A 21187-nucleotide genomic window follows, 5' to 3' on the forward strand; every position below is an offset into this window, starting at 1 on the left:
TGTTGACTTTGCTCCGCTTTACTCAAAATTTACAAAAAATAGATTTTTGGCCCCTTTTTACGGTGACGTGTACTTAGGAGAATTAAATCCTGTCTTTCGTCAGACTGCAAAGCAGAACCTAAAAGCTAAAGTAAAGTAGGAGGCTCACACGAAAACTCTGTTCAGACAACATGGAAAATAAGATTTTGGATAATAGTTAACGAGTAACAGCACAGATGGCACAAGAATGGTTCATTATTATCCCATTCTCAATTCCCCATTCCCCATTCCCCACACCATTAACTTAGCAGGTCTAAAACTATGGAACTCACAATTGACAACGTTGAAACAGTCTTAGATGAAATGCGCCCTTATCTCATGTCTGATGGCGGCAATGTGGAACTCGTAGAACTCGATGGGCCTGTTGTAAAACTTCGCCTACAAGGTGCTTGTGGTTCTTGTCCCAGTTCTGCAATGACCCTGAGAATGGGTATTGAGCGCCGCCTAAAAGAAATGATTCCTGAAATTGCGGAAATTGAACAAGTGGTGTAAAAGTTAGGAGTTAGGAGTTAGGAGTTATGAGTTTTGAATCAACTCCTAACTCCTCATTCTTAACTCCTAACTATTCCTATGTCCCATCCTCTCTACATCGCTTTTATCTGGCATCAACATCAGCCTCTGTACAAATCTCCTGGTAGTGCCCTGTCTCCCAGTCAGCAGTACCGCCTACCTTGGGTACGTTTACATGGGACTAAAGATTATTTGGATTTGGTATTGCTCTTAGAGCGGTATCCTAAGTTACACCAAACGGTGAATTTAGTTCCATCGCTGATATTACAACTCGAAGATTATATTGCTGGGACTGCTTTTGACCCTTACCTCACAGCCTGCTTGACACCGGATGAACAACTCAGCCAGGAACAGAGGGAATTCATTATCCAACACTTTTTTGATGCCAATCACCATACGTTGATTGACCCACATCCCCGCTATAGCGAGTTGTATCAGCAAAGGCAGGAGAAGGGGCAAGCCTGGTGTTTAGCAAATTGGGAATTGCCTGATTATGGTGATTTGCTAGCTTGGCACAATTTAGCTTGGATCGATCCGCTGTTTTGGGATGACCCAGAAATTGCTACTTGGTTAAAACAGGGTCGGAATTTTAGTTTAAGCGATCGCCAGCGCATTTATTCTAAACAACGAGAAATCCTCAGTCGCATTATCCCCCAACACCGCAAAATGCAGGAGGCTGGGCAACTAGAAGTTACCACTACGCCCTACACCCACCCGATCTTACCCTTACTCGCTGATACTAACTCCGGTCGGGTAGCTGTGCCGAATATGACACTACCTAAGCAGCGCTTTCAGTGGGAAGAAGATATTCCCCGTCACTTACGGAAAGCTTGGAACTTTTATAAAGACCGCTTTGGACAAATACCTCGTGGTTTGTGGCCTTCGGAACAGTCAGTCAGTCCGGCAACACTTCCACACATTATTAACCAAGGATTTAAGTGGATATGCTCAGATGAAGCTGTCTTAGGATGGACGCTGAAACACTTTTTTCATCGGGATGGGGCGGGGAATGTGCAGCAACCAGAACTGTTGTACCGACCCTATCGGCTGCAAACCGCAGAGGGTGATTTGTCAATTGTGTTTCGTGACCACAGATTATCAGATTTGATTGGGTTTACCTACAGTGCGATGCCCGCAAAAAAGGCAGCAGCAGACTTAGTGGGACATTTGCAAGCGATCGCTAAAATGCAAAGAGAAAGTCAAAGCGAACAACCTTGGCTAGTTACCATCGCCTTGGATGGGGAGAATTGCTGGGAATTTTATCCCGAAGATGGCAAACCCTTCTTAGAAGCTTTGTATCAAAGTTTGAGCGATGAACCCCACCTCAAACTCGTCACCGTCTCCGAATTTCTCGAAGAATTTCCCGCCACAGCCACCATTCCCGGAGGCCAACTACATAGTGGTTCTTGGGTGGATGGCAGCTTTACCACCTGGATCGGCGATCGCGCCAAAAATCGGGCTTGGGATTACTTAACGGAAGCAAGAGTTATGCTCGCAAGTCATCCCGAAGCAACGGAAGAAAACAACCCAGAAGCATGGGAAGCATTGTATGCCGCAGAGGGTTCAGACTGGTTTTGGTGGTTTGGTGCAGGACACTCCTCAAATCAAGATGCTATCTTTGATAAGTTGTTTCGAGAACACCTGTTTGGCATTTACAAAGCATTAAATGAACCTGTACCGCCTTATCTCAAGCAACCAGTGGAAATCCACGAAGCACAAGGAAGCCATACCCCACAAGGGTTTATCCATCCTATTATCGATGGTAAAGGTGACGAGCAAGATTGGGACAAAGCTGGACGCATAGAAATCGGCGGGGCGCGGGGGACGATGCACAATAGCAGCGTCATCCAGCGACTTTGGTATGGCGTAGATCACCTCAATTTCTATGTGCGGCTGGACTTTAAAGGTGGCGTTGCACCAGGGCGGGGTTTTCCATCAGAGTTGAATTTGCTGTGGTTTTATCCAGAAAAAACAATGGTTAATAGCCCAGTTCCCTTGGCAGATGTACCAGATGCAGCCCCGCTTAATTATCTTTTTCACCATCTTCTAGAAGTTAACTTACTGACGCAATCGATTCAGTTTCGGGAAGCTGGAGACAATTATCAATGGCAACCCCGTTTCAGCCGCGCTCAAGTAGCAATCAATAGTTGTTTAGAGTTGGCAGTACCGTGGGCAGATTTGCAAGTTCCGCCAGATTATCCCCTGCGTCTGATTTTGGTGCTTGCAGATGAAGGGCGTTTTTGCAACTACTTGCCAGAAAATGCTTTGATTCCTATTGAAGTGCCTTAGAATTCAATACCCTTGGTTTTTAGCCATTCTCATTTGAATGAATAGTGGCGTACAGAAGTACGCCACTACGAGGATGTATCTTCATCTATGGTTAATTATTTTTTATCTCCCTATAAGAATCCGCCTTGATTTTTGTTCGCGCACCTGGCGTAGACATACTTACTTACGTGGGAAGGCAAGAGGCAATAGAAAAGAAGGCTTTTTGAGTTGTACAAAGTTTTTTGACGCAATCAAATATAGGACTCATATTTTATTTTTGAACAAAACTCAGTACAGCTTTATTCCTTCTTTCCAGTCCCCAGTAAAGAGTCCCTTACCTCTACAAATGATTCAGAAATCAAAGACGCTCGATAGCGCAGCGTAAAGCCTGCGGCATGGCTTCGCTTAGAGCGACGTAGGAGCGTCTGACTCGCTACTGCTTCGCTATCGGATTGCTATAGAATTTCTATATATTGACTATTCTGTCTGCATTTTAGCCCTTTTTCTCCACTTCCAAGGTTGCTAATATTTCGCGATTGAATTCCTCTTGATCGGCAAATATTTTAAAAATTCTATCTACTTTAGTAAGTTGAAATAACATCCTGACTTGCTCGCTGACAGAACAGATAAAAAGTTTACCATTAGCACTTTGCACTATTTGCATTACTGAGATTAAAGCACCTAAACCAGAGCTATCAATAAGCTTGATCTCTTTGAGATCAAGCAAAAAAATATTTGCTCCTTCTGTAATAAGTCCACTAACTTGACGACGTAGTTCATTACCTCTGATATTATCTAAAATTCCTGATAATTGTAGTACTGTTATGCTCACTTTCATATTTTTTCAATATTATTTTGATTGCAAGATTTTTGGATTTTTGGATTTTTGGAATAAGGCTGACTGTCAAAGTTGCCATTAAAAAGCGATATTTCTCAAATGAGATGTCTGCCTGTTTTTGAGACTATTTGGCCCATTTGAGTCCTGGTTAGCTCCTGCGGGGCTAATATGCTCATCCACATTAACAGCCATAACAAAGACTCGCAAGACTAACTCCAAAATATTGACTGTCAACGAAGAGAGCAGGGGAAGCAGGGGGAGAAGAGGAGCAGGGGGAGCAGTTTTTCTTTCTCCCCCGACCTTCTTCGGTCATAAATCGCTATCAAGAAATGCAGGGGAATTTATGTAGACGCATTCGCGGAGCGTCTCGCAGAGAAGCGGCTACTCTACGAGTTCTCCAGAGGAGTACCGCAGATACTGTGTGTACTTTTGCGTAAGTCTTAAGAAGAATAATGATGATTTAGCAAAGTTCCAGTAATATTACTGTTATCAAGGAATATTTGTCGTAGGATTAGAGACATTTCAGAGCTGATATTCTATACTAATGAATCGCTTTTCTCAGAAAATAACGAATTCTCAAGAGAGCATTTCACAGCAAACTCAACTTGGTCAGATGTGTGCTTCCAAGAAGCTATTCCGCGATCGCTATCAAATATTGCAAGTTCTAGGTAAAGGTGGTTTTGGCATCACTTTTTTAGCCAAAAATGCCGTATTACCTGGGCATCCTCTGTGCGTCATTAAACAGCTTTGCCCGAAAGTGACTAGTCCCCAAAGTTGGCAAAAGGCATGTGCGCGTTTTGAAAAAGAAGCAAGAACTTTAGGTCAACTCGGTAGTCATTCGCAAATTCCCATGCTGCTAGACTACTTTCAGGCGAATGAAGAGTTTTTTTTAATTCAAGAATACGTACCGGGTTTGACTTTAGCCCAAGAAGTGCGACGAGGTGGGCCCAAAAGTGAAGCCTCGGTAAAACAGTTTTTACAGGAATTATTACCAGTATTACAGTATCTTCATAAACATCATGTGATTCATCGGGATATTAAGCCCCAAAATTTATTGCGGTGTGAGTATGACAAGCGGGTAGTGCTGATTGATTTTGGTGCAGTGAAAGAGCAATTAGTTGATGCTTGTGAAAACTCTACCAATCAAGCTGTGAATACCAACTTTATTGGAACTAGGGGATTTGCGCCACCAGAACAGTATTCTCTTCGCCCAGTTTATGCCAGTGATATTTATGCACTGGGTATAACTTGTATTTATATGTTGACTGGTAAAAGTCCTTTAGAATTTGATTACCATCCAAATAGTGGTGAGATATGCTGGCAAAAAGAAGTAAATATTACCGATAGTTTCGCCAAAACTTTAGGGAAAATGGTGAAGATTACATTAGAAGATCGGTTTAAGAATGTCGATGAAGTAATAAAAGCTTTAAGTTATGAAAGCTATTTGCCTACTTTAGCTAACTGTCTAACTACCCAAAAATTAAATAATAAAAGTATTACACAATACGAAAACTCTAACGAAACTCCAGATGTCTACATACCACCAGTTACCAGAACTGCTAATGCTATTCGGAAATGGAGAGCGAGGCTTAAGTAAACAAGGTAGCAAAATTAATTTAAAACTTATTTTTGATGTATCAAATAGTTGTAGATCCTCCTAAATCTCCATCAAAAAGAGGGATTAGGGGAATCTGAAAGTGTCTAAAATCACAGCAAAATCCTTTTCAAATAACCTTTTATTGCCTAAAGTATCAAATTAACAATTATCATGAGCAATTGAAAATATCAAAAACAAATATAGTAACCATTGCGACTACATTTCATCGTCAGTGATGGTTAATTAATCAGGGTTTTACTTAATACTTAGTCAATTTTTGCTTGTCACTATACAAGCACAATTACTAGGGGTAGCAGTTTAGAGAAATATTTCTATTCAGATTATTATATAATCGGAAGAATAATTAATTTTATGGCTCTCGTAGTTTTCCACAGAAAAGGAAGACTGACTACTATTTACAAACGCTAACTATATTAAGTAATTCCCCCAATCCCCAGAACAGGGTTTTCTACCACAAGTAAGCGAGAGTCAATTTTCTTAAGGGACAGTTCGGGGCAAACTTAGCCTAATTTGTTATGCAGTCGCGCCTGTCAGATCATGATCTGCTGCTTAAATCCCGATTGCCTAAATCCCCTGAATCCCAATGGAAAGAAGTTTTGCCAAAGTTGTAGCACCCCGTTGGTGTCACTTTTAAGAAATCGCTTCCGTGTCATCCGAGTTCTTTCAGATGAGGGGGGATTTGGCAGAACCTATCTATCAGAAGATGTCGATAAACTCAATGAACGCTGTGTTATCAAGCAATTAGCTCCAAAGTTCCAAGGAACTTGGTCGCAAAAAAAGGCGATGGAATTATTTGCTGAAGAAGCGCAGCGACTACAAGACCTTGGGGAACATCCCCAAATTCCAACTTTAATAGCTTACTTTGAACAAGATGGCTGCCTATATTTAGTGCAGCAGTTTATCAATGGCGATAATTTGTTAAAGGAGTTGCAACAGCGCAAGGGGTATAACGCTAGGGATATTCAATCTATTTTGCTAGATTTATTGCCCATCCTGAAATTTATCCACGATCGCAAAGTCATTCATCGGGATATCAAGCCAGAAAATATTATCCGTCATAAAAGTGATGGGCGATTAAGTCTGATTGATTTTGGTTCTTCAAAGCAATTCACCGCCAAAGTTCAGCACAAGTCTGGGACATCCATTGGTTCACATGGTTATTCTCCCTTAGAACAAATTAGAGATGGTAAAGCTTTCCCTGCCAGTGACTTGTTCGGTTTAGGCGCTACTTGCTTTCATCTGCTAACGGGAACTTCCCCCTTTCAGTTGTGGATGGAATCGGGGTACGCCTGGGTGAGTAATTGGCGGGAATATTTGCGGAGTCCATTAAATGCTGAGTTGGATTTTGTCATCGACAAACTTTTAAAAAAAGATATCCATGAACGTTACCAGTCAGCTGATGAAGTTCTCAAAGACTTAACTCCAAAACAACTCCTTGCCCTACCACCAGCTGGGAAGTCATCTGGAAAAATTCCCGCAACTCAAGCCCCATCTTTACCAAAAAGTTATCCTTTACTGAGAACTTTAATTTTGGTAAGTGCTTTTATTCTGTTGTTCGGATTCCAAGAATCTTGGTATAAACATTTTCGCCGGATTCAAACCAGTTTAGTTTCTAGGTTGAGTCAGCATAATAATTCTGGCAAAGATGACGTGCTTTTAGGTCAACCACCAAAGATTACTTTGGGTAAGGTTTCCTTAGCTAACACCCTTCAAGGACATGAAAACTCGGTTTTATCCGTCGCCATCAGCCCTGATGGTAAAACCATTGCCAGCAGTGGCGGCGATCGCACAATCAAACTTTGGAATATCTCAACTGGAAAAGAAATATCTTCACTCAACGCCTATTCTCAGCAGGTAAATACAGTAGTAATTAGCCCAGATGGGAAAACTTTGGTAAGTGCAAGTGATGATAGCACTATCAAAATTTGGAATTTAGCAACAAGAAAACAAATTCGCACTCTTACAGGGCATTCTGACTCAGTTCGTGCCCTAGCGATCAGCGCTGATAGCGAGACTCTGGTGAGTGGTAGTGATGACAACACCATCAAAATCTGGGATTTAGCCACAGGAGAGCAAATTCGGACATTGGTAGGGCATACATTTTGGGTGCGATCGCTAGCCATCAGTCCCGATAGTATAATTCTTGCTAGTGGCAGTTTTGACAAGACGATCAAAATCTGGAATCTCACAAAAGGGTACTCAATACGCACACTAGAGGGAAATTATCAAACAGTAACAGCTGTAGCTATTAGCCCAGATGGGAAAATTTTAGCCAGTGCTAGCCGCGATCGCACCATTAAACTTTGGGATCTACTGACGGGAAAAGAAATTCGCACACTGACAGGACACGCCAACACAGTCACAACCGTAGCCTTCAGTGCCGATGGTAAAATTATTGCCAGTGGTAGCCGCGATCGCGCCATCAAACTTTGGAATTCGGCCACAGGAGAAGAAATTCTCACATTAACAGGGCATACCAACACTGTGACATCCGTAGCCTTCAGTCCTGATACTAAAACCCTTGTCAGTGGTAGTGAAGACAACACCATTAAGATTTGGCGGTTGTCTGAGTAAAAATTTCTCCCCTACTAGAATGTCCCTCTCCGGCTCGGAAAGGGACAGGTTTTGCGTAGTAAAATCAGGCAGAGGTTTTTATACAACCTAAATTATCAGAAGATAGTCAATCTATATTTACCGCGTTCCTGTGGATTTTTAGAACTGACAACTATATAGTAAGTGTCATCTTCAGGCAACCTAGCTCGGTCAATTAAAGCGCTGTAGGTGCCAGCTTTATCTTTGTCTCTATCTATAGCGATCGTCTGTCCTTTCGAATTTAGCAAAGCTACGTAAGGAGAAAATTCTTCATCAACACTATCTACACGAATACTTACAAGCTGATTTTTTCTTCCTTGGAAATTGGAAACATTGTAAGCACCTCCATTTTGTTTTAAGGTTGAGCTATTAGCGCTTAGTTGGCCTGCTTCATCTAAGGTATAGCTAGCTCTGTCATTTCTCAAAGCCAAACTATAGCGACCGATTTCACCTGTATCTCGGCTAGTAACTGCAATTTTGTAAATGCCATTTTTAGGTAGCCGCGCAAAAATGAAGGCATCATCCCCATCACTGCTTTTTTCCAAAGAGCCTTTTTTGACGATGATATTATCATCAGGATCGTGCAGAAATAACAAAGGATTTAAACTCAAGTTATTTGATCTGCGCGTATCTTTACTACCAACAAGCCTAATTTGGACTAGTTGATTTTCTCTACCTTCAAACTCATAGAAATGAAAATATCTACCTTGAGATTGAAAGTCACTTTTACTCAGAATACCCAATGCAACATCTACAAAGTTAATCTCTTTATAAGTAGGTGCCGCAGGTGCAGAAACTGCTGGACGGTCTATATTTTGGTTGCCACTTCTAGCTACATTAGAACTTGGCTTGCGAACTCTCCCGGAACCATTTGAATTAGAAGCCCTGACTCCAGACGATCTAGATGCACTACTATTGGAACGATTAGAATTTGAGTTAGAAGTCCTACGTCTAGATGGTCTAGAAGTAGAGTCATCATTTGAAGCGTTCGAGGTTGGCTGGGAAGTTTCTGTATTAGAAGATATAGGACGAGTCTGCTGTATTGGCGACTCAATAGAGGTCTTCTTTCTTGGAGATATTGATGCTTGAGAAGCAGGAAGTTGCTCAATTCCTTTTTTTACTGCTTCTGGTTGTCTCTCATCTGGTGATTTAGCAATTATGAAGCCTTGAGAATTGTGAGGTTTACCCAAAGCATTTATAGGTAGCACATTGCTCGCAATCAACAAACTACTACCCAAGGAACAAATTAAAATGCGGCTTAATTTTTGGCGATAGTTTTTGGTTTCTAGTAGCATAATTACGCTCCTAATTTTGCGGATAATTTCGTATTTAACAGATAGACAAATTTGAAGTCAAAAAATTTATATTCCTATTGGAACTCATAATACACTGTGGTGGAAGTTTGCTTACCATATCAAACAAGAGGATTTTGCTCTAAGAGGTTGTTTTAAAAGTGTTTCGCTGTGACTTTAGGCACTTTTAGATCCCTCTAACCCCCATTTTTAAGGGGGGAACCGGAATCAAAGTCCCCCTTTTTAAGGGGGATTTAGGGGGATCTAAAATTTTTGATCCCGACAAGAGGATTTTTCAAACATTTTATAAGTCTTGTTTGATATGGTAACAGCTGTACTAGAGTGAATATTAATTTTGTAAGTATATACTGAGCTACAATCTGAAATTGCTGCTTTTCGGATTTTTGCCGAGATATTTTTGACTGAGCCAGATGCTACTAAGTAAGTGGGCGTAAATAATTATCGGCGGGATAAGGTAATAGGCAATAAGGGTTTTAGCCTAGTTTGATTTTATTGTGCCAACTTACTTAGACTACTGAATCGAGAAGGCATATTTGTATCAATACTGCTGAAGGGTTGATATATAAGGTTTTTACCCTTTAACCTTTTCTCTTTCCCCCAAAACCCGACAAGTATTGATATTTGTGCCCCTTGAGAAAAATCGCACATCGCGCTAGTCTTCATTGACGTAACTGCACGCTGTAACATTAGGCGATGACAAATCAACTCTCTGTGAAAATTCCCTCTTGTACTTGGAGCCGTCCCATCGGTTTAGGCTGGGACAAACCTTATACCGTTCGCTACGCAAGTAATATCGATGATGGCCCTTGGCATGGTATGCCTTTAGGTGGCTTTGGTGCAGGTTGCATCGGTCGTTCTTCACGGGGAGATTTTAACCTGTGGCACATCGACGGCGGTGAGCATAGCTTCAAAAACGTCCCCGCTTGTCAATTCAGTGTATTTGAATCCAATGGCACATCTACCCAAGCCTACGCTTTATCTACCCAAGGGCCCGATGATGGCACTCTCAAAGCTTGGCAATGGTATCCAACGCTTCCCAGTGCAGAGGGGACGGGTAATTATCACGCGCTCTACCCACGTAGCTGGTTTGTGTACGAAAATGTATTCCAAGCACAGTTGACTTGTGAGCAATTTTCCCCAATCTGGGCAGGTAATTATCAAGAAACTAGTTACCCTGTAGCGATATTCCTCTGGAATGCCCACAACCCAACAGATGCACCGATTACTCTCAGTATTATGCTCACTTGGCAAAATATGGTGGGCTGGTTTACAAATGCCCTCAAATCTCCCCAAGTGCGAGTGCGTGATGATGGTAGTCCGGTTTACGAATACCAACCACGTTGGGGCGAAAGTCAAGGAAACTATAACCAAATAGTTGAAAATACACAACAGTTTGGCTGTGTTTTAGGTCGGGTTGGTAGTGATGCTTTGCAAGAAGGAGATGGAACTTGGTGTATTGCTACGCTGAAGCATCCCCAAGTTGAAGTATTTCACCACACTCGCTGGAATCCTGAAGGAACTGGTGATGAGTTGTGGCAAAGCTTTGCTAAAGATGGTTCTTTGCCTAATTATATAGATACGACAGCAACAGAGAATACACAAATCGGGGCTGCGATCGCACTTCGTTTCACTCTCCAACCAGGCGAAACTCTCGAAATCCCCTTTGTCCTCGCTTGGGATTTGCCCATTACAGAATTTGCCACCGGAGTCAACTATTATCGCAGATATACAGACTTTTTTGATAAAAGTGGAAATAATGCTTGGGCGATCGCATCTACTGCTCTACAAGAATATCAAACCTGGCGATCGCAAATTCAAACTTGGCAACAACCCATTCTCGACCGGGAAGATTTACCCAACTGGTTTAAAATGGCTCTATTTAATGAGCTTTATGACCTCACTAGCGGCGGTACTCTCTGGAGTGCAGCATCAGAACTTGACCCCATCGGTCAGTTCGCGGTGCTGGAGTGCCTAGATTATCGTTGGTATGAAAGTCTAGATGTGCGATTGTATGGCTCTTTTGCCTTGTTGATGCTGTTTCCCGAACTGGAGAAGTCGGTGATTCGGGCATTTGCACGGGCGATTCCTCAAGGTGATGATACACCCCGAATCATCGGTTATTACATGACAATCAAAGCTGAAAGCCCAATTGCAGTTCGCAAAGTCGTCGGTGCAACACCCCACGATTTAGGCGCACCAAATGAACACGTTTGGGAAAAAACCAACTACACCAGCTATCAAGATTGCAATTTGTGGAAAGATTTGGGTAGTGATTTTGTCTTGCAAGTATACCGGGATTTTCTGCTCACGGGTGCTGACGATGTAGAATTTCTAGCAGATTGCTGGCCTGCGATCGTTCAAACCCTCGACTACCTGAAAACCTTTGATCTTGATGGCGATGGAATTCCTGAAAATTCTGGTGCGCCTGACCAAACCTTTGATGATTGGCGGTTACAGGGTGTCAGCGCCTATTGTGGTGGGTTGTGGTTGGCGGCGCTAGAGGCTGCGATCGCAATTAGCGATCTTTTATTAACTCACAAACTTGGCGACCTTGGCGGCTTGGCGGTTCAAAAGTCCATTTATGAAACTTGGTTACAACAATCTCTTCCCATCTACCAAGAAAAACTTTGGAATGGGCAATATTACCAACTTGATAGTCAAAGTGGTTCCGATGTGGTGATGGCAGATCAGTTGTGTGGACAATTCTACGCCCGTCTCCTGGACTTACCAGATATTGTACCGAGCGATCGCGCCCTTTCTGCCCTGAAAACAGTTTATGATGCCTGCTTTTTGAAATTCTGCAATGGAGAGTTTGGTGCTGCAAATGGTGTTCGTCCTGACGGTTCACCAGAAAACCCTAAAGCTACTCATCCCCTAGAAGTTTGGACTGGGATAAACTTTGGGCTAGCGGCTTTTCTGGTGCAAATGGGAATGAAAGACGAAGCGTTGAGGTTAACACAAGCTGTAGTCCAGCAAATTTATGACAATGGTCTGCAATTTCGCACCCCTGAAGCTATCACCGCAGCTGGTACTTTCCGCGCTAGCACTTACTTACGGGCAATGGCAATCTGGGGAATTTACTTGGTTATTAATTGATTAGCTATCAAAACGGTTCTCATACCCTGCAAGTTCGCTGAAAGCGTTCTCGTAAGAGTAGCCGCTATGCGTCTATGGATGCAATACACTTTCACCTCTCTCCAAACCTCTTTATTAAAAGGAGAGAGGCTTTGAATCTTACTCCCTTTCCCTTCAAGGAGAAGAGACTGGGGCTTAGGTCTGTATTCGATGCAATTGAGAACCGCTATAGTATATGCCTTGTCAGGATTAGCCTGTCTTTATCTAAGAAAGCAGAGGTTAAATTTGTGATTTTATTTTCCGAGTGTTTCCGGAAGCAAAGGAAAATTTCAGTAATGGTAAGAGTTGAAGTAGTGAGAACTCTAGACTACTCTATGCCGACTATATCTTTGTTCTAGACCGAGGTATTATTGTTGAGCAAAGCACTCATCATAAACTCATGGCAATTGATGGTTTTTACTAGCATTTAGCCCAAGTGTCACAGCATCCGTAATCTCTATTTGAGAAATCTTTTAAAAATAAAGATATATAGAAGTTACTGCTGAATAAAATTGACAATATTATACTTTTTAATATTTTAAAAATATAACCTAATACATATTTTTATTCAAAGTATTTTACTACAAATATTGATAAGAATTAAAACTATAGCAATGCGCTTTGATTTTTGTTCGTGCAGCGTTATGTAGTCATATTTACTTGCATAGTTAAGCAAGAAGTAATAGGAAAGAGTTTTTCAAAAATAAAATATGGGTGCTATAGGCTAGCTGTTATTAATAGCTAATAATCATGAAATATTCACGATTGGGTTACAGGGATTTATTTAGATAGATTGAATTTATAGTTCTTGTAAATCAAGAACCATCAGTATAATAAATACCATTATCTAATTGAACTTATTAATAAAATATGCTCAAGGCTATGGCTGCGAATGTTTTTATTCTTTAGCAGTTACTATTTTTAGAAGTTGTTTTACATCATAGTTAATGGTAGTATTTTCTAGTGACTCGACAATAATAAAGGGTTTAAATTGAGATTGTGTGGGGGGTCAGACCCCTCATAAATTAGCAAGGGAGGACAAAATTAAAAGTTGCACAATAGGCAAGTACGTATCAAAATACATTCAGTAAATTTAACTTAAAAATCTACTAACTTAGTAGATGACATTAACGACAAAAAATAGTATATATACGAAAGACGTTGTTAAAGCTCAAAGATAAATAAATTTTTCCACTACTCAAAAAAATATGAAAACTTGCCGGAAATTGCTTAATTAACCAGTAGTAAGAAATACAGGCGTTTTAACAGATAAAATTGATTGGATTAGGAGTTGATAAAGTTTCAGAGGATAAAACTGCATCTACCAAGAGCTACGCCTAGACTTTTGTCCTACCAGTCAAATGAGAAGACAAAAGATAAATTTTTACCTTTCAGTTACTAACAAGCAAAAGCTACAGTTTCCTCAATCCATCAGATGGAATCTGGATAATTAGGAATGAGCGGCCAACAAACTTGCTTAAAAACTTGATTGTTTTTAATCAAAGGTTAGTTCATGAAAATAATCATCAGGTCAAATGCAGTCGAAACCTCAAGCCAAGGGGACAGTTCAGCAATGAATCTATATAATTTGTATCCCTACTACAAGCTAGCTCTTGCCCAAACTAGTTTACTAGGGGAGTTATCAGCCAAAATTACTAAAACTCTGCTTAATAGCGCCAAGGTAAAGCTCAAACAGCAGAGAAGTTTCAGTCTATATCTTTACCGCTCAAAGCTGCGGGAGCTAATCAGAGCTTGGGAAAGTTATGTACGCATCTGTTGATAGATGGATTTTTAGCCCTCATCAACATCCAATATCGCCAAATTGCTGATAATTTCCCGAAAGCGATTTAACAGCTGCAAAAAAGTTAGTGCAGTTTGTAAAACTCAATTGAAACGCCAACAATTGCAGAAACCGAACTAGTTTACTTCATCCAAAATAATTAAACACTATGATGAATCAAGACATTGCTGGTATTAGTAGTAACTTAGATACAACAGTAAAGGCTCAACAATTTGATAAAGTAGTTGAAGCGATTATTGCTGGAAAATACTCTTGGGCGTGTGTTTTAATGCTACGTTTTGCTGGTTATAATCCTCTCCATTACATTCCGTACCGTACCTACAACCGATTGCTGAAAGAAAACTCTCAAACTAATAGAACAAAACAACAGCAAAGTGAAAGTCTAAAAATGCTGAAACATTCTAATGATTCAAGACCTGCTTATCTTGAAGTAGTTGGAAAACAAAAAACAGAAATCCGTGGCGTTAGTTTAGACCAGAAATTGGGATAGACAATTGACAAACATTAATCAAGGAAATCGCCATTAACTCAAGATATGTCCTTGAAAGGCTGTGGAGCCAATTAAAAAATAATTTGGAATCAATAGATTCTGCCCTAGAGTTGATTGAGTATCTGAAAACCTGCCATGCTAATCTAAAATTGATCGCATGGTAGGTTTTCTATCGCAGTGATTAATTTAATATTTTTTTGCAAAAATCTGCCAAAATGGCAAATATATACTGATGACATTGGTAAACTAATAACAACAGCAATTTCAACCACAATAGAGGTGATTGGCAGCAAGCAAGTTAATTTAAAAACATAAAATCAATGATTAGTTCTGACTATGAAATAAATCAAACTGATTACATAAAGTAGTCAGCATTTCATGGAGTAAATAACTCCTATCCCAAGGCGAATGATGCAACCGTTGCTAATGGTGGTTCTTTTTCTGAGGAAGTCTGAGCAAAAAGAATTTGGGGAGGTGGATTCCCCCAATCCAAATTTTACACAACTTTCATTGACTGCAGACGATGTGAGTAATGCTTAGAAAACTTTCTATCTTGTGATTGGTGTTGCTTTATTAAATAAAGCAAACGCTTAACACCAATAACAGGGACAGAAACAGGAAAGTTATGGTGAAATCGTTGTCTTGGCTGGTGGAACTAGTAGGTCATACGCTTCTCTTTCAACTATTGTAATCCTAGTCCTCCCAACCTGGATTATCTCTGCTTTCTAAATTTTCAATTTATATACTAAATACTGGAAGTTCAAAACTTGAAGAGCTTCCAGTATTTTTATGTGTAAATAAAAATAGGGTGAGCAATTTGCCCACCCTATTTTTTGTAGAGAATGGTTAATCCAACAATGAATTAAACCTTAGCTAATTCTGGGGTAGGACGCTTGCTGTTGCGAATTGATGTAATGGCCTCAGCATAATCTTTAGCATTAAATACAGCTGAACCGGCGACAACTGCATTAGCTCCTGCTTCTAAAACTTGCCAAGTGTTATTTGCCTTCAGCCCTCCATCCACTTCAATCCAAGGGTCAAGACCTCGTTCGTCACACATTTGACGCAACTTGCGGATTTTGGGTAACACACCAGGGATAAAGCTTTGACCACCAAAACCAGGGTTGACGCTCATAATCAGTACTAAATCGCACAAATCTAGAACGTATTCAATTAGCTCTAGAGGACTACCAGGATTAAGTACAACTCCAGCTTTCTTACCAAGCTCTTTAATTTGCCCCAAGGTACGGTGCAGATGTGGAGAAGCATTATGTTCGCAGTGTACGGAGATAATATCAGCACCCGCTTTAGCAAATCCTTCTACATACTTTTCTGGCTCCACAATCATCAAGTGGACATCCAGTGGCTTGGTTGTAACTGGACGAATCGCCTCCACAATCAGAGGGCCTATCGTAATATTAGGTACAAAACGACCGTCCATTACATCAACATGAATCCAATCTGCTCCGGCTGCGTCTACGGCGCGAATTTCGTCACCCAAACGGCTAAAATCGGCTGATAGGATAGATGGAGAAATTACAATGGGCTTTTGAGATAGGTTTTGGGTCATGGCTAGTGGGTTTTTAAGCGTCCTCGTCTGTAAGCATTGTAACAAAACATTGAGCAAGACTCATAACTTTGATCCCGGCCTTTTTTGGAAGATAAGGAATAGGGTACAAGTTACAGGATACAGATTTCCTATCACCTGCTACCTGTAACCTCTCCCCTAATTTCATCACCAATGACTAATGACAAATAACAAATGACTAAAAAACTAACCTGGATAATTTGGGGATTAAGTGCTTCTTGTCTGAGTGCGCCGGTAATTGCTTCGGCTTTAGAATCTGCTTTGGGAACTAACGGTATTGATGCTTTGAAGCTGCACCAAGCTCCTTATAATTTAATCGGTCGTAAGATTGCTATTGGTCAAGTGGAAATTGGTCGGCCGGGAATGTTTGGGTGGGATAAGGCGGTGTCTAAAAATCGCGCTATATCTTTAGCGGGAATATTCTTACGCAATGGGCCTGCAAAGTCTAATAGCGGTGTTGACCCTCACGCCTACAATGTTGCTGGTGTAATGGTAAGTCAAGACAAAGCTTTGCCGGGAATTGCTCCGGGAGCGAGATTGTATTCGTCTGCGGTGGGTTCCACTAAAAACATGGGTCAGCCAGAAGAGTGTTTATCGGCCCAGCACATAGCGCTACAAAATGGTGGCGATGTCCGTGCCATTAATTTTAGTTTTGGTGAACCTCTCAGTCGCGATCCTAGACCAGAGGCTATTTTAGACGGCAATGCTTTACTAACTTTATGTGTTGACTGGTCTAGCCGTGTTCATGATGTTTTGTATGCGATCGCAGGCAATCAAGGTAAAGGTGGTATTCCTATTCCTACAGATAATTTTAACGGAATGAACGTGGCTTTTTCATCCCGCCGTGGGGGAGTTTTTAACAAAGTAGACGTGGCTAATCTGGCGGGTGCTAACCAAGGAGTGAGTGGCAGGCTTGCTGGAAGGGAATTTGATATTGGTGGCCGCCGCGCTATCAGTTTAGTTGCTCCTGGGAATAATATTCCCTTACTCAATCCAGATGGCAAATTGAACAAGGTTACAGGTACTAGTTTTGCAGCGCCTCAAGTTACAGCTACCGTTGCTCTATTACAAGAATTTGCTGACCGACAGATACGCACAAAACAACCCCACTGGAGCATTGACGCTCGGCATCATCAAGTAATGAAAGCTGTATTGCTGAATTCAGCAGACAAAATCCAAGATAGTGGCGATGGCTTACGCTTGGGAATGAGTCGGACGCTAATTGATAAACAAAATCAAAACTGGCTAGATTCTGATGCTTATAAAGATTCAAAAATTCCCTTGGATGCTCAAATGGGAGCAGGTCACTTAAATACATTTCGCGCTTATCAGCAATTGAGTGCTGGCCAATGGCAGCCATCAGCTACAGTCCCAGCTATTGGTTGGGATTATCGCAAAGTGGATGTTGGAGCATCTGCTGACTATGTGTTAGCAAAACCTTTAAAGCAGGGGAGTTTTGTTGCTGTCACCCTAAGTTGGGATCGATTGGTAGAACTCAATGATAAAAATACAAACCAACAATATGATGTGGGCGAAAATTTTCGCGATCGCGGCTTAAATAATCTCGATCTATACTTGGTAAAAGCTGATGCCCAATCAGATGCTGGTGCTGTATGCTCTTCAATCAGCCAAATCGATAGTGTGGAACATATTTTCTGCCCCATTCCTGCTACTGGCAATTACAAAATCCGCATCCAGTTTCGTCAAAAGCTTAATGAAGCAACTCAACCTTATAGTTTAGCTTGGTGGAGTGTACCTACCAATTAAAATAGGTCAGCACAATTTTTATCTGTGTCAATTTACAGCATTTTCATCTTTTGAACAACACTCTCCTATCGGGGCGCATAGGTGTGCGTCCCTATGAAAGTTCTGTATTTTATATAACTAAAAATGTTATTCTACCTCAGGACTTGCAAAACAATAGCCGAAGAGAAAAATTATCTGTTAGGGGTATTTGATGAATTACACCTAACGCCTGTAGTTTGGCGTAAATCCTATATTTATAAAAGCCCCATAGAAGTGGTTATTTTATGTTAGGTAGTCTACAATACAGTTATTGATAAATAGAAAAGTTCCTCAAAATTGAGATTTTTCATAATTCGTCTGCATAGCCGCCTCAAGTAAGAACTAGCAGCTTTAAGGAGTTGTGTTTAATTCCTCCGAGCTATTAACTTGCTGTTACAAAAACTGTAACAGTCTAATTTTCTATTGGATCAAATGCAATAGTAAATCATTGACACGGAAGCATCCACTTTTGGAAGAAACCACCAGGGGATTGGAAATTGCGGCTATACAGACTAAACCCGCGCAGGCGGACGAAATGTTTGTATAGCCCCAGACTTCACTTCTCTTCGCCTAGCGTGCGCCTTCGCGCAGGGCAATCTGCCAAAACGGGATGCTCCCATTGACACAGTGTCTGCGTCAACCATGAGCACAGATCGGGAATCTTTGGCAAGTGAGGTAGCAGAATGAATCGGCAAAAGTTTAGTGATGCAAAAGAAAATTTTCTGCAAAGACGTTATGGTGTGAGTCTGGGCAGACGTTATGCTTTGGCAGCTGCAAGTGTTGTTCTATTCAGTGTATTAGGTTGTTCTCAAGTCGAGAGTAGCAAAAGTGCCCTCGCCCAATCTAGTTTACCTCAGCCAGAAACTCCATTGCAAAAAAAAACAGTCAACACTGATACAAGAATAGTTGAGTCTAGCAATAAGTTTGGCTTCAAACTATTTTCGGAAGTTCTGAAAGAGGATCGAGGTGAGAATAATATTTTTATCTCACCTTCGAGTATAGCGATCGCTCTAGCCATGACTTACAACGGCGCTAGCGGCTCAACTCAACAAGCAATGGCAAAAACCCTAGAATTACAGGGAATGAATCTACCAGAAATCAACTCTGCTTATGCGGCGGCATTAAAGCAGCTTTTAGAAAATCCCGATGCGAAAGTCCAACTGAGTATTGCTAACTCACTTTGGGCCAATCAAGATGTTAGCTTTGCACCAGATTTCCTCAAGATAACCCAGGATTTCTATCAAGCTAAGGTCAGAAATTTAAACTTTAAAGATGCCGCCGCATCAAGTATTATAAATAACTGGGTAACAGAAAAGACTAAAGGTAAAATTAATAAAATAGTTGAAAAAATTGAACCTAATCAAGTGTTGTTTCTGATTAATGCCATATATTTTAAAGGTAATTGGAGTAACGAATTTGACAAAAGTAAAACTGTCCAATACCCTTTTTACATCACACCTAGTAGACGGAAACAAAACCTGATGATGTCACAAGAAGGTGACTATAGATATTATGAAAACGAACAATTTCAGGCAGTTAGTTTACCTTATGGTAAAGATGGTAAAACCAGTTTTTATATATTCCTTCCCAAACAGAATTCTAATCTGAAAGCCTTATATCAAAACCTGAATTTTGAAAACTGGGAAAAATGGATGACTCAGTTCAACAAACAAAAAGGCTTTATTCGCCTACCTCGCTTCAAAACAGATTACGAAGTTACACTCAATGATGCCTTGAAAAGTTTAGGCATGGAAGAGGCTTTCAGCAACAAAGCCAATTTTTCCGGCATGGGTAAAAATTTTGCCATTAGCCAAGTTAAGCATAAAACTTTTGTCGAAGTGAACGAAGAAGGTACTGAAGCGGCTGCGGCTACTTCAGTGGGAATAGTCGCAACATCTTTGAGAGATGAACCAGAACCATTCCGAATGATTGTTGATCGTCCCTTCTTCTGTGCCATTAAGGATAATCAGACGGGAAACGTTTTGTTTATGGGTTCCATCATTGAACCACAATAAGGAGGCAGGAAACCTCCTGCCTCTTTAAGGTAATGTCGCTTCAGAAATACTCAGAGTGTTGTTAGCGTTTGCTTTCGAGGACTCGTTTGCTGCAACGGGTGCAGTTACCTCCCCCGTGCCGCTATCGTTTGCCTCGCCACCAAGACGCAAGGCACTTAAAGCGGTTTTAATGACAACAGCGGTGGGTACTGCCACAATTACGCCCAACAGTCCGCCAATTCTTGCCCCTGTTAAAACTGAAATTAAAATCCAAACTGGATTTAAACCCGTAAAACTGCCTAAAATTCGGGGGGCAATTAAGTTTTCGAGAATTTGCTGTACGATTACTGCTGCTATCAAAACTCTCACACCCATTGAGAAATCTTGCAGTGCTACCAATAGTGTAGTCAGAGCAATGCCCACTGAACCACCAAAGGGGACGAGAGCCATTAGACCAATAGTTAAGCCGAATAATAGGCCAAATGGCACTTTCAGCCACAAAAAGGTAGGAATGAGCGCTGATGCCATGCAAGTGGATAAAATCAACTGGGTGATGAAGAAATTTTGAAAGCTGAGGCGGACTGTTTTCGAGAAAGGATCGCGGAATTTAGAGGGTAGCCATTCTACTAAACTTTCCCAGAGTTCGCTCCCATGCTGTAAAAGGTAGAAAGTCAAAACCATCGTCAAGAGGATATCTAGAAGACTTGTGACTGTAACTACCGCTAGATTTAAAACTTGTCCAGCGATCGCTTGTAATTGTCCCTTGACGCGATCGTTGATTTGTACTACCAGAGCATCGAGGTTAATCGGTAAGCCAAAAGTCTCCGCTTTTTCGTTTAATATCATTAGCTGAGAGCGTCCAGAGTCGATCAACTCTGGTAAACGAGCCACCAATTGTTGAGCTTGGGTAAGGGCTAACGGAACAAGCGTCACACCCAACGCCAATAAAATCGATAAAGCCAAGAGAAACACTAGGATAGCAACTTGCTCTCGTTTAGCACCATGATGTTCCATCCAACTCACGGGGTAGTTGAGCAGAAATGCTAAAACTGAGGCTCCCACTAAAATGACTATGAGAGAATGGAAATAATTAAAAAATACCGAAAGTGCCCAACCATTTAGAACTAGCAGTGGAACGAATAACGCGATCGCCCCGATTCGCGCTATTGGTGTGAATGTTTGCCACCAGTCGAGTAGCTTGCGTGTCTGCATTTTGAGCTAATTGCGGGATAGAACT

At 41.2% G+C, this 21187-nt stretch carries 12 protein-coding genes; 8 read left to right on the forward strand and 4 right to left on the reverse strand.

The window, feature by feature from the left end; translation table 11 throughout:
* The first annotated feature begins 300 nt into the window (after window positions 1–300).
* Both V7K69_RS25390 and V7K69_RS25395 read left to right on the forward strand, forming a co-directional pair.
* Window positions 301–531, forward strand: a complete 231-nt coding sequence (locus V7K69_RS25390) for a NifU family protein (RefSeq protein ID WP_012408256.1) — start codon at window positions 301–303, stop codon at window positions 529–531.
* A gap of 78 nt (window positions 532–609) precedes the next feature.
* Window positions 610–2838, forward strand: a complete 2229-nt coding sequence (locus V7K69_RS25395; protein ID WP_335039504.1) for a glycoside hydrolase — start codon at window positions 610–612, stop codon at window positions 2836–2838.
* Window positions 2839–3310: 472 nt separating this feature from the next.
* On the opposite strand, the gene V7K69_RS25400 is transcribed toward V7K69_RS25395, so the two are convergent.
* Window positions 3311–3655, reverse strand: coding sequence for an STAS domain-containing protein (locus tag V7K69_RS25400; protein ID WP_335039507.1), 345 nt, complete (start codon window positions 3653–3655; stop codon window positions 3311–3313).
* A 544-nt stretch (window positions 3656–4199) separates the two neighbouring features.
* Between V7K69_RS25400 and V7K69_RS25405 the strand changes: the two genes are divergently transcribed.
* Window positions 4200–5252: a serine/threonine-protein kinase gene (locus tag V7K69_RS25405; protein ID WP_335039509.1), complete on the forward strand. Its 1053-nt coding sequence runs from the start codon at window positions 4200–4202 to the stop codon at window positions 5250–5252.
* A 558-nt stretch (window positions 5253–5810) separates the two neighbouring features.
* A complete protein-coding gene (locus V7K69_RS25410; protein WP_335039511.1) occupies window positions 5811–7847 on the forward strand; it encodes a serine/threonine-protein kinase in 2037 nt (678 codons plus the stop codon).
* 95 nt (window positions 7848–7942) lie between these two features.
* On the opposite strand, the gene V7K69_RS25415 is transcribed toward V7K69_RS25410, so the two are convergent.
* Window positions 7943–9160, reverse strand: a complete 1218-nt coding sequence (locus tag V7K69_RS25415) for a peptidase (RefSeq protein WP_335039513.1) — start codon at window positions 9158–9160, stop codon at window positions 7943–7945.
* Window positions 9161–9871: 711 nt separating this feature from the next.
* Here V7K69_RS25415 and V7K69_RS25420 point away from each other — a divergent pair.
* Both V7K69_RS25420 and V7K69_RS25425 read left to right on the forward strand, forming a co-directional pair.
* Complete coding sequence (locus tag V7K69_RS25420) at window positions 9872–12274, forward strand: GH116 family glycosyl hydrolase (protein WP_335039516.1); 2403 nt, start codon at window positions 9872–9874, stop codon at window positions 12272–12274.
* A 1967-nt stretch (window positions 12275–14241) separates the two neighbouring features.
* Complete coding sequence (locus V7K69_RS25425) at window positions 14242–14583, forward strand: HetP family heterocyst commitment protein (RefSeq protein WP_335039518.1); 342 nt, start codon at window positions 14242–14244, stop codon at window positions 14581–14583.
* 862 nt (window positions 14584–15445) lie between these two features.
* Here the strand turns inward: V7K69_RS25425 and rpe are convergent.
* Window positions 15446–16153, reverse strand: a complete 708-nt coding sequence (rpe, locus tag V7K69_RS25430) for a ribulose-phosphate 3-epimerase (RefSeq protein WP_114081048.1) — start codon at window positions 16151–16153, stop codon at window positions 15446–15448.
* Window positions 16154–16345: 192 nt separating this feature from the next.
* On the opposite strand from rpe, the gene V7K69_RS25435 reads away from it, so the two are divergent.
* Together V7K69_RS25435 and V7K69_RS25440 are read left to right on the forward strand one after the other, a co-directional pair.
* A complete protein-coding gene (locus V7K69_RS25435) occupies window positions 16346–17938 on the forward strand; it encodes a S8 family serine peptidase (RefSeq protein WP_335039520.1) in 1593 nt (530 codons plus the stop codon).
* Window positions 17939–18639: 701 nt separating this feature from the next.
* Complete coding sequence (locus V7K69_RS25440) at window positions 18640–19971, forward strand: serpin family protein (RefSeq protein WP_335039522.1); 1332 nt, start codon at window positions 18640–18642, stop codon at window positions 19969–19971.
* 24 nt (window positions 19972–19995) lie between these two features.
* On the opposite strand, the gene V7K69_RS25445 is transcribed toward V7K69_RS25440, so the two are convergent.
* Entirely contained in the window at window positions 19996–21162 is a 1167-nt protein-coding gene (locus tag V7K69_RS25445; protein WP_335039524.1) for an AI-2E family transporter, read from the reverse strand.
* Window positions 21163–21187 lie beyond the last annotated feature (25 nt).

It is taken from the genome of Nostoc sp., assembly GCF_036917775.1.
Taxonomy (GTDB): domain Bacteria; phylum Cyanobacteriota; class Cyanobacteriia; order Cyanobacteriales; family Nostocaceae; genus Nostoc.